A 12,121-nucleotide genomic window follows, 5' to 3' on the forward strand; every position below is an offset into this window, starting at 1 on the left:
CCACGGTGACCCGCGGCGCGGGTCGGTTGTCTGTCGGACGCGGGCGTCAGGCGGGTGCCGGGCCCGTGGCCGCGGGGCCGCCGGCGGTCGCCGGCAGCGGGCTCACCACGGCCGTCGCGCCGTCGATGCGCGTCACCGAGACCGCGGCACCCGCCGGGAGCGTGCCGCCGTCGGCGGTCCGCGCGCTCCACACCTCGCCCGCGAGCTTGACCCGGCCCGTCGTGCCGTCGACCGTCGAGACGACGACGGCCGGTCGCCCGACCAGCGCGGCCGCGTTGGTCTCGGGCAGGTCGACCCTGCCCTTGAGGTGCCGCAGGAGCCACGGCCGCAGCGTCAGCAGCAGCACCACCGCGGTGATGCCGGCGACGAGGATCTGCACGGCGAGCGGCGCCCCGAGCGCGTAGGCGGCCGCTCCGGCGAGCGCCCCGCCGGCGAACATGATGAGGACGAGGTCGAGAGAGAGCATCTCGAGGATGCCCAGCACGAGCCCGCCACCGACCCACCAGAGCCATCCCATGGCCGTCACCTCCGCTGGTCGTCCTGCGACGATCCTATGCGACCGCTTTGCGATCCCGTGGGTCGAAGGCGCAGTTCAGCGTGCGGCGCGGTCGGTCGCGTGCGCCGACCAGCGGCCGTCCTGCCGGTCGAGGCTCAGCGGCACGTCGAACGTGCCGGACAGGTTCTCGGCCGTGAGGACCTCGTCGATCGGCCCGGCCGCGAACACCCGGCCGGCGCGCAGCAGCAGCAGGTGCGTGAACCCCTGCGGGATCTCCTCGACGTGGTGCGTCACGAGCACGAGCGCGGGCGAGCGACGGTCCCGCGCGAGCTCGGCCAGCGCACCGACCAGCTCCTCGCGGCCACCGAGGTCGAGGCCGGCCGCGGGCTCGTCGAGCAGCAGCAGCTCCGGGTCGCTCATGAGCGCACGCGCGATCTGCACGCGCTTGCGCTCGCCCTCGGACAGCGTGCCGAACCAGCGGTCGCCGAGGTGCGCCACGCCGAACGCGGCGAGCAGGTCCGCGGCACGCGCCTCGTCGACCTCCTCGTAGGACTCGCGCCACCGACCGGTCACGCCGTACGCCGCCGTCAGCACGACGTCGCGCACCGTCTCGCCCGACGGGATCCGGTCGGCCAGCGCCGCGCTCGCGATGCCGATGCGCGGCCGCAGCTCGAACACGTCCGTCGCGCCCAGCCGCTGGCCCAGCAGCGACGCGGTGCCCGACGTCGGGTGCATGCGACCCGAGGCGACCTGCAGCAGCGTCGTCTTGCCGGCGCCGTTGCGCCCCAGCACGACCCACCGCTCGCCGTCCTGGACCCGCCACGACAGCCCCTCGAGGATCGTCGTCGCACCACGCCGGATCGTCACGTCCTGCAGGTCGAGCACGTCGGTCATGGGCACAGACCCTAACCGGACACCGCGCCGACGCGTGACGGACCTGCCGCGGGGGTGTGCAGGACCTACGTCACAGCTCGATCGAGAGCATCGTCGAGGAGTGCGCGACCTCGTAGCCGAGGTCCGCGTACAGCCCGTGCGCGCCCGACGGGTTCGCTGTGTCGACCTCGAGCTCGGCGTACCGCATGCCGTCCGCGGCGTACGCGCGCATCACCGCGGTGAGCAGCGCGACTGCGACCCGGCGGCCGCGCCACGCGCGCCGCACGCCCAGCAGCTCGGTGTACCCCGAGGGGTACCCGGCCGCCGGCCAGTCCTCCTCGTAGCGTCCCGAGACCGCGTACCCCACGACCTCACCGGCGTCGTCGAGCGCGACGAACGACCACGTCGGCGCGAACATCGCCTTCGAGCGCGCCCACTGCTCGGGCGTGCGGGGCTCGGAGCCCCAGTGGTCGGCGAAGACCTCGTTGTGGGCGACCCGCACGGCGTCGTCGAGCTCGGGCGCCCAGGGGACCACGCGCAGGCCGTCGACGTCCGGGACGTCGGGCAGCGCGACGTCGAGCGGGCGGCGCATGTGCGTGTAGTAGCGGATGGGCGTGAAGCCGGCCGCGCGGTACAGGCGCACGGCGTCGGGGGTCGCGTCGTCGACGAACGTCACGATGCGCGCGGGCAGCTCCTTGCCGGACGCCGCCAGCACCTGGCGCGCGCGGGCCTGCGCCCACGCGACGAGCGCGCGGCCGATCCCCCGCCCGCGCCACACCGGGTCGACCGCGCCCTCGACGAACGCACGCACGACGCGTCGGTCGCCCGGCGAGGTGTCCACGCGGGCCACCGCGCGGGGCGTCCCGGTGTCGTCGAGGCCGAGCAGCGTGTCGCGCGCGACGTCCCGCCAGTCGCCCTCGAGCTCCTGCGCGACCTCGGCGGCGGACGTGCGGTACGGCAGGCCGTCGGCCTCCTGACCGCGGACCATGAGCGCCGTGACGCCGTCGACGTCCGCCGGCGCCATGGCGCGCCACGTCAGACCGAGCTCGGCGGCGGGCAGCGGGACGTCCGTCGGCGGGGCGACGCGGACGGCGATCGGGGCGAGCGTGTCGGTCATGGGTCCAGCGTGACGCCCCCGCCGCCGAGCGACCAACAGGAAACCGGCGCGGACGCGCCTCGCCGCGGGTCAGGCGTCGATGCGCGACGAGTCGAGGACGTGCGCGTTGGCGACGATGAAGTCCTTGCGCGGCGCGACGTCGGAGCCCATCAGCAGCTCGAAGACCTTCTCGACCTGGGCGGCGGCCTGCTCGGCCTCACCGACGCGCACGCGGCGCAGCGTGCGGTGCCGCGGGTCCATGGTGGTCTCGGCGAGCTGGTCGGCGTCCATCTCCCCCAGGCCCTTGTACCGCTGGATGTCGTCCTTGTACCGGCGGCCCGAGCGGTCGAGCTTCTTGAGCGTCGCCGCGAGCTCGGCCTCGGAGTACGTGTAGACGTACTCGTTCTTGCGCGACCCCGCACCGATGACCTCGATGCGGTGCAGCGGCGGCACGGCCGCGTAGACGCGCCCCGCCTCGACGAGGGGCCGCATGTACCGGAAGAACAGCGTCAGCAGCAGCGTGCGGATGTGCGCGCCGTCGACGTCGGCGTCCGTCATCAGCACGATCTTGCCGTAGCGCGCGGCCTCGAGGTCGAACGTGCGCCCCGACCCGGCGCCGACCACCTGGATGATCGACGCGCACTCGGCGTTCTTCAGCATGTCGCCGACGGACGCCTTCTGGACGTTGAGGATCTTGCCGCGGATCGGCAGCAGCGCCTGGAAGTCGGAGCTGCGCGCGAGCTTCGCGGTGCCGAGCGCGCTGTCGCCCTCGACGATGAACAGCTCGCTGCGCTCGACGTCGTCGATGCGGCAGTCGGCGAGCTTCGCGGGAAGCGACGACGACTCGAGCGCGTTCTTGCGCCGCGAGATCTCCTTCTGCTTGCGCGCCGACACCCGCGCGCGCATCTCCCCCACGACCTTGTCGAGCAGCAGCGCCGAGTGCGCCTTGTGCTCGCGCTTCGACGACCCGAAGATCGCCGTCAGCTCCTGCTCGACGACCCGCGCGACGATCCCGCGCACGGGCCCGGTGCCGAGCACCTCCTTGGTCTGCCCCTCGAACTGCGGCTCGGCGAGGCGCACGGTGACGACGGCCGTCATGCCGGCGAGCACGTCCTCCTTCTCGATGCGCTCGCTCGCCGAGTCCTTCGCGGAGATCTTCAGCCGGCGCGCGTTCGCGGCGACCTGCGCGCGCAGCGTCTTGAGCAGCCCGGCCTCGAACCCGGCGACGTGCGTGCCGCCCTTGGGCGTCGCGATGATGTTGACGAACGAGCGCGCCTCGGTCGCGTAGCCCGTGCCCCAGCGCAGCGCGACGTCGACCTCGCAGGTGCGCGCGACCTCCTGGGGCGTCATGTGGCCGCGGTCGTCGAGCACGGGCACGGTCTCGGTGAACGTGCCCTCGCCCGTCAGGTGCCACACGTCCGTGACGGCCGCGTCGGGCGCGAGGTGGTCGACGAAGTCGACGACGCCGCCCGAGTGCAGGAACGTCTCCTCGTGCGGGCCGTCCTGCCCGGGCGTCCCGGGGATGCGGCGCTCGTCCCGCACGGTGATCGCGAGGCCGGGGACCAGGAAGCTGGTCTGCCGCGCGCGCGTCACGAGCTCGTCGTACGAGAACACGGCGGACTTCGGGAAGATCTGCCGGTCCGCCCAGTAGCGCACGCGCGTGCCCGTGCGCCCCTTGGCGACCTTGCCCACGACCGCGAGCTCGGAGCCCGAGACGAACGGCTCGAAGGGCGACTCGGGGCTCGCGCCGTCGCGGTCGTCGAAGACGCCCGGCTCGCCGCGGTGGAAGGTCATGCGGTACGTCTTGCCGCCGCGGTCGACCTCGACGTCGAGGCGCGAGGACAGCGCGTTGACCACGGACGCGCCGACGCCGTGCAGACCGCCCGACGCGCCGTACGAGCCGCCGCCGAACTTGCCGCCCGCGTGCAGCTTCGTGAACACGACCTCGACGCCCGTCAGGCCCGTCTTGGGCTCGACGTCGACGGGCACGCCACGACCGTTGTCGCGCACCTCGACCGACGAGTCGGCGTGCAGCACGATGTCGATGCGGTCGCCGTGCCCGGCGAGGGCCTCGTCGACCGAGTTGTCGATGATCTCCCACAGGCAGTGCATGAGCCCGCGGCTGTCGGTCGTGCCGATGTACATGCCGGGGCGCTTGCGCACCGCCTCGAGGCCCTCGAGCACCGACAGGTGCCGAGCGGTGTAGCCGGACGGGGAGGAGGTCGTCGTCACGGCGCCGATGGTAGTCGCGGGAACGGACACGCCCCGCGGCGCCATGCCGCGGGCACCCCGCACCGGGCGCTGCCGCGTGTCGTGCGTGTGACGGCGCGGTGCGCGCAGATCACGCTCACGTGACGCCGTGTCACGATCTTGTACGCAGACAGCGAACCGTCCCCTCCCGGTGGCATGGATCCCGGCGACGGGTGGTTGTATGGAGACGTGACAGGGACGACGATCGATTCCACGACCCCGCTGACGGCTGCCGACCGCTGCGACCGCTGTGGTGCCCAGGCGTACGTCCGCGTCGTGCTCCCCGTCGGCGAGCTGCTGTTCTGCGCGCACCACGCGCGCGAGCACGCACCGAAGTTCGCCGCGGTGGCCACGCACGTCCAGGACGAGACCGACCGCCTCCTCGCCGAGCACGGCGCCGGGGCGGGCGCGGCCCGCTGACGGCAGCCACCCGACCACGAGGGCCCCGGACCGCACGGTCCGGGGCCCTCGTCGTCCCACCCGACGCACCCGCTGTGACGTTGCTAACGTGCCGTCATGGCCGACCAGGGGGCGTCACGCACGGCCGTCGTCGTCGAGGACGACGACGACATCCGGCAGCTGCTCGTCACGGTGCTGCGCCAGGCCGGGTTCACCGTCCACGCGGCGGCGGACGGCGCCACGGCGGTCGAGGCCGTGCGACGCCACGACCCGCTCGTCACGACCGTCGACGTCAACCTGCCCGACATCGACGGCTACGAGGTCGTGCGACGCATCCGGGGCTTCAGCGACACGTACGTCGTCATGCTCACGGCGCTGCCCGACGAGATCGACGTGCTCATGGGGCTCGACGCGGGCGCCGACGACTACCAGGTCAAGCCGTTCCGGGCCCGGGAGCTCCGCGCCCGGATCGAGGCGCTGCTGCGCCGGCCCCGCACACGCCGCGCCGACGCCGGGAGCGCTCCCCCGCCGCCGCCCGAGCCGGGCGTCGACACCGGCGCGCCGGACGACCACCGGCGCGTCGAGCACGGCCCGCTCGTGGTCGACCTCGACGCGCACGCCGTCACCGTCGACGGCACCGAGGTCCATCTGACGCGCAGCGAGTTCGACCTGCTCACGACGCTCGCGGAGCGGACCGGTCGCGTCGTGCCCAAGGACGACCTGGTGCGGGCCCTGCGCGGCGAGGAGTACGACGCGGGCGTCTTCGTCAGCGACGCCGAGCGCCGCAGCCTCGAGGTCCACATGGTCAACCTGCGGCGCAAGCTCGGCGACGACGGCGGCTCACCGCGCTGGATCCAGACCGTCCGGGGCGTGGGCTACAAGTTCGTCGCACCGGCGTAGCAGCGCCACCAGGACCCGACCCGTGGCGTCGGCGGCGTCCCGCGCCGCCTCGACCGAACGGGCCGCGTCCTGGTCGCACCCCTGCGCCGCGACGTGCCGCTCGACCGCGTGGCACCGGTCGGCGAGCAGGTGGGCGCCGACCATCGCGCTGCCGACGTGGAGCGACCGCGCCGCGGTGCGGACGGCCACGGCGTCACCGGCGTGGAGCGCGCGCGTGAGCGCCAGGGTCCGCAGAGGCAGCAGCGCGAGGTAGGCCACGACGAGCGCACGGACCGCGTCGGGGCTCTCGGGCAGGTCGTCGGCCAGCTCGCGCCACCGCGCCGAGGTCAGCAAGCCGCTCACACCCGGTACCCGTACTGGGGCCGCACGAGGCGGGCCAGCATGAACACGCTCTGCGCGATCGTCACGACGGCCAGCAGCGGCCACCCCACCCACAGCAGGCTCGTGCGGGCGATCATCGGCAGCGACACCCACACCCAGGCGCACGCGGCGAAGCCGGCGACGGCGACGAGCAGCGGGCTGAGGTACGCCCAGCCGGCGCCGCGCTCGGCACGCGCCTGAGCCGCCCAGTTGTCCGTGCGCGAGCGCGTCGCGAACTTGGTCCACGCCCGCACGAAGTGGCCGATCCGGACCCACATGTACAGCTCGGCCGGCACGAGGGTCGCGGCGTAGAGCACGTCGCGCCACGTGCGGTCCTGCATGGACCGCGCGATCCGGACGTTGAGCGCGACGGCCAGCACCGGCGGGATCAGCCACAGCGGGCTGAACACGAACGCGTGGATGCTGAGCGACGCGGCCAGCAGCAGCAGGAAGAGGAGGCGGGTGCTCGCGTTGACGACCATCCCGAGGTTCTCCAGCCAGCGCAGCCGCAGGTTCGGGTGCAGCGGCTGACCGCGCGTGTCGCCGCGCTGCCCGGGCCACATGAGGTCGATCGCGCCGTAGTTCCACTTGACCTGCTGGCCGTCGAGCGCACGCAGCGTCGTCATGCCGCCGACCTCGGCGCGCGCGGTGGCGCTGATCTTGGTCGAGTAGCCGACGTTCTTGATCTGCAGGCTGAGCAGCGAGTCCTCGACCTCGGAGTCGCTCACCCACGGCGCGGCCTGGTGGTACTCCGCCATGACCTCGCGCAGCGCGCCCACCCGGAACAGGCTCGCCTGACCGCCGAGCACGGCCATGTTGCGGCCGCGGACCATGTTCTGCATGTTGAACGCCGCGAACTGCGCGCGCTGCCCGGTGAGCAGCAGCGTCGCGAGCGGGTTGCGGACGTTCCGGTTGTCGACCGTGTAGACCGCGGAGATCCCGCCGATGCGCGGGTCCGACAGGATCTCGGCCTCGAGCTCCGCGAGCGCGGTGCGCTCCATGACGGTGTCTCCGTCGACCCCGAGCAGCAGGTCCATGTCCTGCACGAGCTGGAAGCCGTAGTTGAGGGCGCCGACCTTCTTGTCGCGGTTGGTGCCGATGTCGTGCACGTACACCGTGGTCGTCTGCTCGCGTCCGCCGCGTCGCACCACGTGCTCGCCGGCGAGCTTGCCCGCGATCTTGAACGTCCGGTCGGTGGTGTTGTTGACGACCACGTGGATCGCGTCCGGGAGCCGGGTCTGCGCGAGCAGCCCGCGCAGCACGCGCTTGATCGTCCCGGCCTCGTTGTAGGCGGGGATGACGGCGCCGATGCGCGCGGTGGGCCGCGGCGCGGCGGCGACGAGCTCGTCGGCGCGGAACGCGTACCGCACGAGGTCCGTGCCGTGCTGCTCGCCCTGCTCGACGTCGTCAGCCGGGCGGGTCAGTGTCGTGGTCGTCATCGTTCGTCCTCCGTCGTCCTTCTCTCTCGACGTCCACGACGATGCCCCGTCCACCTCTGCGACCTCCTCGGGTCGCGCTAAGGTCGTCCAAGGATCTGCTGAGAGATCCGTGTGCGACGTCCGGGGGGCCACGTTGCGACGTACAGGGATGCGCAGGCGCGCGGGCGCGGGTGCGGTCGTGCTGACGACGGTGGTGCTGCTCGTCGGGTGCGGCACCCCGCCCTGGGAGCGGGCGGCGCCGTCCGGGACGGCGAGCGCGACGTCCGACGCCACGCCAACGGGCGACGCCACGTCCGAGCCGTCGTCGCCGTCGGCGGGAGCGGTCGCGACGGGGGACCTCGCGGGCGGCAACACGAGCCGCAGCCTCACCGCCGGCGCGGCGACGCTCGCGGTGGACTACTGGACCGACCTGGCCGCGGCGCAGTGGACCGCGGGTGCCACGAAGCCCGTCTCGCTGTCCGTGACGGCGTCCGAGCCGGGCGGCTCGGAGATCTACCTGCAGCGTCTGCGCGCGGTCCCGACCGCGCTGGACGCCTCGGGCGCGGCGCTCGAGAGCCCGGCAGCCTTCGAGGACGCGTCGTCGATCACACCGGGCTACCTCATGTCCGACCCGTACTCGTACTCGACGTCGTTCTCGATCGGCGCGGTGGACCCCGCGACCCGGTCGATCCGCCTGGACCTCACCTACGAGGTGCTGCAGCGCGCGCAGCCGGGATCGGGTGACTTCGCGAAGCAGACGGCGCACGACACGCTCACGCTGGGCGTCGCCGGCGGCTGACGCGTCCTCGAGACGCACGACGGCCGCCGCACCCGAGGGTGCGGCGGCCGTCGTGCCGTGCTGCCAGGCCCTGCCGGGGCCCGTGGCTCAGTCGAGGTAGTCGCGCAGGACCTGCGACCGCGACGGGTGCCGCAGCTTCGACATGGTCTTCGACTCGATCTGCCGGATGCGCTCACGCGTGACGCCGTAGACCTTGCCGATCTCGTCGAGCGTCTTCGGCTGGCCGTCGGTCAGGCCGAACCGCATCGACACGACGCCGGCCTCGCGCTCGGAGAGCGTGTCGAGGACCTGGTGCAGCTGCTCCTGCAAGAGCGTGAAGCTCACCGCGTCGGCGGGCACGACGGCCTCGGAGTCCTCGATGAGGTCACCGAACTCGCTGTCGCCGTCCTCGCCGAGCGGGGTGTGCAGCGAGATCGGCTCGCGGCCGTACTTCTGGACCTCGACGACCTTCTCGGGCGTCATGTCGAGCTCCTTGGCGAGCTCCTCGGGCGTGGGCTCGCGGCCCAGGTCCTGGAGCATCTGCCGCTGCACGCGCGCGAGCTTGTTGATGACCTCGACCATGTGCACCGGGATGCGGATGGTGCGGGCCTGGTCGGCCATGGCGCGCGTGATCGCCTGCCGGATCCACCAGGTGGCGTACGTCGAGAACTTGTAGCCCTTGGTGTAGTCGAACTTCTCGACCGCGCGGATCAGACCGAGGTTGCCCTCCTGGATGAGGTCCAGGAAGAGCATCCCGCGGCCCGTGTAGCGCTTGGCGAGGGACACCACGAGACGCAGGTTGGCCTCGAGCAGGTGGTTCTTGGCACGCCGGCCGTCCTGCGCGATCCACTCGAGCTCACGGCGCAGCTTCGGCTCGATGCTGTCGCGGATCTCCGACAGCTTCTCCTCCGCGAACAGGCCGGCCTCGATGCGCTTCGCGAGCTCGACCTCCTGCTCGGCGTTCAGCAGCGCGACCTTGCCGATCTGCTTGAGGTAGTCCTTGACCGGGTCGGCCGTGGCGCCCGCGGTGACGACCTGCTGCGCCGGGGCGTCGTCGTCGTCGGCGTCCGAGTAGACGAACCCGGTGTCCTCCGACTCGTCGCTCTTCGTGGTCGTGGTGGACGCGGCCTTCTTGGCGCCGTCGGCGTCGTCGTCGGTCGACTCGTCGCCGTCGGTGGCCTCGTCCGTCTCCTCGACGTCGGTGGCGTCGACGTCCTCGAGCTCGACCTCGTCGACCTCGACGTCCGCGTCGACCTCGTCCTCGTCGGGCGCCTCGGTGGCCTTCGACGCCTTGGCGGGGGCGGCCTTGGCCTTCGCGGGCGCGGCCTTGGTGGTCTTGGTGGCGGTGCGGGGCGCCTTGGCGGGCGCCGCGCCGTCGCCGAGGGACGCCTTGGCGGCGGGGCGTGACTTCGCGCTCGTGGCCGCGACCGCGCGGCCGGCGTTCCCGAGGTCGGCCACCTCGACGCCCGCCGTGCCGAGCCCGCGGACGACGGCCCGCAGCCGCTTGGGGCCCTCGACACCGGCGGCCTCGCACGCCGCACGCACCGAAGCGGTGTCGACGCTGCCGTTGGTCCGCCCACGCATGACCAACTCCTGCAGCGCAGGGTGCTGGAACTCGCGCGGAAGTGCGGGGTGGGGGGTCTGGGACGTCACGAACGACCTTTCGTCAGCGCGGCAACCGGATCCGGGGGGAGTCCGAAGAACCGGGAGACAGACGGATATTGTACCGACCCGCGGGGCATCGCCGCGCGCGACGACGAGCGCCGCCGCGCGGCGCACGTTCCTCAGGGGTCGTTACGTCACAACGTCGCGACGGCTCGCCGAATTCCCGCCCGCAGGAACCTGTCCGGAGCGTCCCGACCGGCTCGACCGGCCCGACCGACGTCAGCCGGCGGGCTTCACCGTCAGCACCGGGCACGGCGCGTCGAAGAGCACCCGCTGCGCGTTCGACCCCAGGATGAGCTTGCCGACGGGGCTGCGGCGCCGCAGGCCCAGCACCACGAGCTGCGCGTCGACCTCCTCCGCGGTCCCGATGAGGTCGTCGGCGACGTCGCCGCCCTCGAGCTGGCGCACGTCGTGCCGGACACCGAGCGCGTCGAGCTCGTCGCGGACCTGAGCCAGCGCGGCGGCCGTCTCCGCCCGACGCTCCTCGGGCTCGTCCGGACGGACGCTGAGCACCACCACCACCGGGAGGTCCCGGTGACGCGCCTCCTCGACGGCCGCGTCCAGCGCGGCGCGACCCTCCGGCGTCGCCAGGTACCCGACCACGATCCCCATCGACGATCCTCCTCCCGGACCCCAGCGGCCTCGGGCGTGACGCTACCGGAGCGCGGGACGTGCCACGACCGCGCGCACCGCAGCCGCCCCGCGTGACGTCAGCACGCCGTCCGCCCGGGAGGCTGCGCGGCGTCAGCGCGCCGCCCACCCGGGCGCGAGTCCCGCGTCGAGCGCACCCCGCAGCAGGTGGGCCAGCCGGTAGCCGGGGTCGTCGGTGACGGCCCGCTCGACCAGGACGCCCGCTCGCGCGCCGTCGCCGCGCCACCAGGCGAGGAGCGCCAGCAACGTGGTCGCGGGCGCCTGCGCCCGTCGACGCCCGTGGGCGACGACACCCTCGAGCGCACGCTCGGCGGCACGGACCGCGTCGTCCGGCGCGCGGCCCGTCGCGGGGTCGACGAGGCGTCCCACGGCGGCACGGACCGCGTCGTCCTCGTCGCCGCCGTCGCGCGCGACGGCACGCTCGGGGAGGTCACCCGTGCCCGGCAGCAGCGAGACGAGCACCGCGTCCCGGACGCGGCGGTCGACGAGACCCGCCTCGACACGCCCGAGCAGCGCGGGCGGCAGGTCCGGCGCAGCACCTGGTTCGGCGAGCCGCCGCCAGGCCACGACCTGCTCGAGGCGCCACCGCGCGAGCGCCTCGGGGCCAGCCGCGGCCGCCTGCGCGCGTGCCGCCGCCCGGCGACGGCGAGCGCGCGCGGCGGCGCGGCGCGCGGGCTCGGCCGCGGCGGCGACACGCCCCAGGTCGGAGCGCCGTGCCGCGACGACGGAGCCCGCGACGACCATCTCGGCGCCGGCGCGCGTCGAGCGCAGGTCGCCCAGGGGGTGGCCGCCGTCGGGGCAGCACGTGGTCCCGCAGTCGAGGCAGCGGAAGGTGCCCCCGCCGACCACCAGGACGTCCACGCCGCCGAACGGCACGTCGAAGGCCTCCGCCGCGTGCGCCGCCGCGTGCTCGGCGGGGTCGTCGCCCTCCCCCGCACCGGGCTCGCGGTACACGACCAGCACGACCCGCCGGGCACCGTCGCGGTCGAGGTGCGTCGCGAGCGACCGCGCGACCTGCGGACCGTGCCGCGCGTCGGCGAGGTCGGCGAGGTCGACCCGCGCCACGACGCCGAGCCGGCCGCGGGCCCGCAGGCTCACCACGACCGCGCTCGCGTGGGGCTCGAACCCGAGCAGGTGGGGCACGAGCGCGAGGAGCTCGCGCGGCTCGGTGAGGCGCAGGACGTCGGTTCGCATGCCCCCACCTCAGCTCTTCGCACGGGGCCGCCGCGGCGGCC

The 12,121-nt window shown here is 73.8% G+C and carries 12 protein-coding genes; 3 read left to right on the forward strand and 9 right to left on the reverse strand.

What is annotated here, in order from left to right:
- Window positions 1-46: 46 nt before the first annotated feature.
- The 4 genes from GY42_RS05395 to GY42_RS05410 all read right to left on the reverse strand — a co-directional run bounded on the left by GY42_RS05395 (window position 47) and on the right by GY42_RS05410 (window position 4,697).
- Window positions 47-517, reverse strand: coding sequence for an NfeD family protein (locus GY42_RS05395; protein ID WP_046528548.1), 471 nt, complete (start codon window positions 515-517; stop codon window positions 47-49).
- A gap of 75 nt (window positions 518-592) precedes the next feature.
- Complete coding sequence (locus tag GY42_RS05400; RefSeq protein WP_046530588.1) at window positions 593-1,390, reverse strand: ABC transporter ATP-binding protein; 798 nt, start codon at window positions 1,388-1,390, stop codon at window positions 593-595.
- 70 nt (window positions 1,391-1,460) lie between these two features.
- The gene (locus GY42_RS05405; protein ID WP_046528549.1) at window positions 1,461-2,486 is read right to left on the reverse strand and encodes a GNAT family N-acetyltransferase; all 1,026 of its coding nucleotides are present in this window, start codon (window positions 2,484-2,486) and stop codon (window positions 1,461-1,463) included.
- 69 nt (window positions 2,487-2,555) lie between these two features.
- Entirely contained in the window at window positions 2,556-4,697 is a 2,142-nt protein-coding gene (locus GY42_RS05410; protein ID WP_046528550.1) for a DNA gyrase/topoisomerase IV subunit B, read from the reverse strand.
- 174 nt (window positions 4,698-4,871) lie between these two features.
- Here GY42_RS05410 and GY42_RS05415 point away from each other — a divergent pair, with 174 nt between their 5' ends.
- A complete protein-coding gene (locus tag GY42_RS05415) occupies window positions 4,872-5,135 on the forward strand; it encodes a DUF7455 domain-containing protein (protein WP_046528551.1) in 264 nt (87 codons plus the stop codon).
- A gap of 96 nt (window positions 5,136-5,231) precedes the next feature.
- On the forward strand, window positions 5,232-6,014 hold the full coding sequence (locus GY42_RS05420; protein WP_046528552.1) for a response regulator transcription factor: 783 nt from the start codon (window positions 5,232-5,234) through the stop codon (window positions 6,012-6,014).
- On the opposite strand, the gene GY42_RS18090 is transcribed toward GY42_RS05420, so the two are convergent.
- Complete coding sequence (locus GY42_RS18090; RefSeq protein ID WP_052748223.1) at window positions 5,955-6,356, reverse strand: hypothetical protein; 402 nt, start codon at window positions 6,354-6,356, stop codon at window positions 5,955-5,957. The two genes, GY42_RS05420 and GY42_RS18090, sit on opposite strands and share 60 nt — an antisense overlap.
- Window positions 6,353-7,813: a glycosyltransferase family 2 protein gene (locus GY42_RS05430; protein WP_046528553.1), complete on the reverse strand. Its 1,461-nt coding sequence runs from the start codon at window positions 7,811-7,813 to the stop codon at window positions 6,353-6,355. Before GY42_RS05430 ends, GY42_RS18090 begins: the two co-directional genes overlap by 4 nt.
- Before the next feature lie 178 nt (window positions 7,814-7,991).
- Here GY42_RS05430 and GY42_RS05435 point away from each other — a divergent pair, with 178 nt between their 5' ends.
- Window positions 7,992-8,591, forward strand: a complete 600-nt coding sequence (locus tag GY42_RS05435; RefSeq protein ID WP_160309395.1) for a hypothetical protein — start codon at window positions 7,992-7,994, stop codon at window positions 8,589-8,591.
- An 87-nt stretch (window positions 8,592-8,678) separates the two neighbouring features.
- On the opposite strand, the gene GY42_RS05440 is transcribed toward GY42_RS05435, so the two are convergent.
- The 3 genes from GY42_RS05440 to GY42_RS05450 all read right to left on the reverse strand — a co-directional run bounded on the left by GY42_RS05440 (window position 8,679) and on the right by GY42_RS05450 (window position 12,080).
- Complete coding sequence (locus GY42_RS05440; RefSeq protein ID WP_046528555.1) at window positions 8,679-10,223, reverse strand: RNA polymerase sigma factor; 1,545 nt, start codon at window positions 10,221-10,223, stop codon at window positions 8,679-8,681.
- Window positions 10,224-10,454: 231 nt separating this feature from the next.
- A complete protein-coding gene (locus GY42_RS05445) occupies window positions 10,455-10,847 on the reverse strand; it encodes a universal stress protein (RefSeq protein WP_046528556.1) in 393 nt (130 codons plus the stop codon).
- Window positions 10,848-10,979: 132 nt separating this feature from the next.
- A complete protein-coding gene (locus GY42_RS05450) occupies window positions 10,980-12,080 on the reverse strand; it encodes a DUF4192 domain-containing protein (protein WP_046528557.1) in 1,101 nt (366 codons plus the stop codon).
- Between the last annotated feature and the right edge of the window lie 41 nt (window positions 12,081-12,121).

The organism is Cellulomonas sp. FA1 (assembly GCF_000986825.1).
Lineage (GTDB): Bacteria > Actinomycetota > Actinomycetes > Actinomycetales > Cellulomonadaceae > Cellulomonas > Cellulomonas iranensis.

Coding starts and splice junctions, on each gene's coding strand:
- GY42_RS05400 (WP_046530588.1), bottom strand. CDS start 1,390: ATGACCGACGTGCTCGACCTGCAGGACGTGACGATCCGGCGTGGTGCG.
- GY42_RS05420 (WP_046528552.1), top strand. CDS start 5,232: ATGGCCGACCAGGGGGCGTCACGCACGGCCGTCGTCGTCGAGGACGAC.
- GY42_RS05395 (WP_046528548.1), bottom strand. CDS start 517: ATGGGATGGCTCTGGTGGGTCGGTGGCGGGCTCGTGCTGGGCATCCTC.
- GY42_RS05415 (WP_046528551.1), top strand. CDS start 4,872: ATGGATCCCGGCGACGGGTGGTTGTATGGAGACGTGACAGGGACGACG.
- GY42_RS05445 (WP_046528556.1), bottom strand. CDS start 10,847: ATGGGGATCGTGGTCGGGTACCTGGCGACGCCGGAGGGTCGCGCCGCG.
- GY42_RS05430 (WP_046528553.1), bottom strand. CDS start 7,813: ATGACGACCACGACACTGACCCGCCCGGCTGACGACGTCGAGCAGGGC.
- GY42_RS05405 (WP_046528549.1), bottom strand. CDS start 2,486: ATGACCGACACGCTCGCCCCGATCGCCGTCCGCGTCGCCCCGCCGACG.
- GY42_RS05450 (WP_046528557.1), bottom strand. CDS start 12,080: ATGCGAACCGACGTCCTGCGCCTCACCGAGCCGCGCGAGCTCCTCGCG.